Annotated in this window: 2 protein-coding genes; both read right to left on the bottom strand. The window is 42.1% G+C overall.

From position 1 onward, the window contains the following. Positions 1-37: 37 nt before the first annotated feature. Complete coding sequence (locus A3739_RS30865; protein ID WP_068501476.1) at positions 38-433, bottom strand: U32 family peptidase C-terminal domain-containing protein; 396 nt, start codon at positions 431-433, stop codon at positions 38-40. Between the two features lie 42 nt (positions 434-475). After that, positions 476-942, bottom strand: a 467-nt coding sequence (locus A3739_RS30860; protein WP_231877067.1) for a U32 family peptidase, incomplete at its 5' end; no start/stop codon positions are given.

The following is a 942-nucleotide window of genomic DNA, read 5'->3' as shown; positions in this document are numbered from 1 at the left end:
TGCCAAGATAAGAATTGATATTTTTGTACGGCGCAGTTTATGTGACATTTTTGGTTAACAAACCTTTCAGCAGTGCGGTCTCTGAAATGTGACTTACCTCGTTAAATGGCAAACTGACTTTGTATCCTGAACCAAGTGCTTCCTCACAATGGTTGCCATTTGTACTCAGTTGCATGTCATTGGCGGAAATTTCAATGTTTCCTTCTGGTGTAAGCAAGGTAAGTTTGTCGTTAATTCCGAACTTATTTTTTGCAATAAAATGGATGCGGCTCTGCTCTTTGTCGAGACTCACTAAATCAGCCACAAATAATTGTTTCTCGGACCGAGAATTACCTGTTTCATAATTCTGGTATTCATCGGGCAAGTGACGTCGGTAAAAGCCTTCTGTGCATTTACGATTCGCCATGCCTTCAAGCTCGTTCATTAACCCCATGTTGAACTCTTTACCGATGAGCGCATCGTTAATGGCTTATCGCTATACTTGAGCTGTTCTTGCCGCGTAATAATAAGATTTCGTTCGACCTTTTATCTTCAAAGAATCTACGCCGATATCTATCAAACGTTTCACATGTTGAACTGCTCGAAGATCTTTCGAGTTCATGATGTAAGTACCATGCTCATCTTCATAGGCAGGCATATATTCACTAGGTCTGCCTTGTTCTTGAAGCAGGTAGATTGGCGAAGAGTTTATCCTAGCCGTATCCCCAATATCACTGGAGTCAAAGGTTTGTATTCCGGGAGCTTTAGCGATGATGTCGCCTTCAATTGTTTCTTTCGCTTCATGCGCTTGGTATTTCCAGCGGAAACTGTTAGTACAGGCTCCTTGATTTGAGTCTCGATGGGTCATGTAGCCTGATAGTAAGCAACGATCTGAATAGGCAATACATAACGCGCCATGAACGAAAACTTCCAACTCCATGTCGGGACAACGCTGCTTAATTT

Source organism: Oleiphilus sp. HI0067, assembly GCF_001635735.1.
Note: the sequence above shows the minus strand (reverse complement) of the source record. Positions and strands in the feature narration are given on the sequence as shown.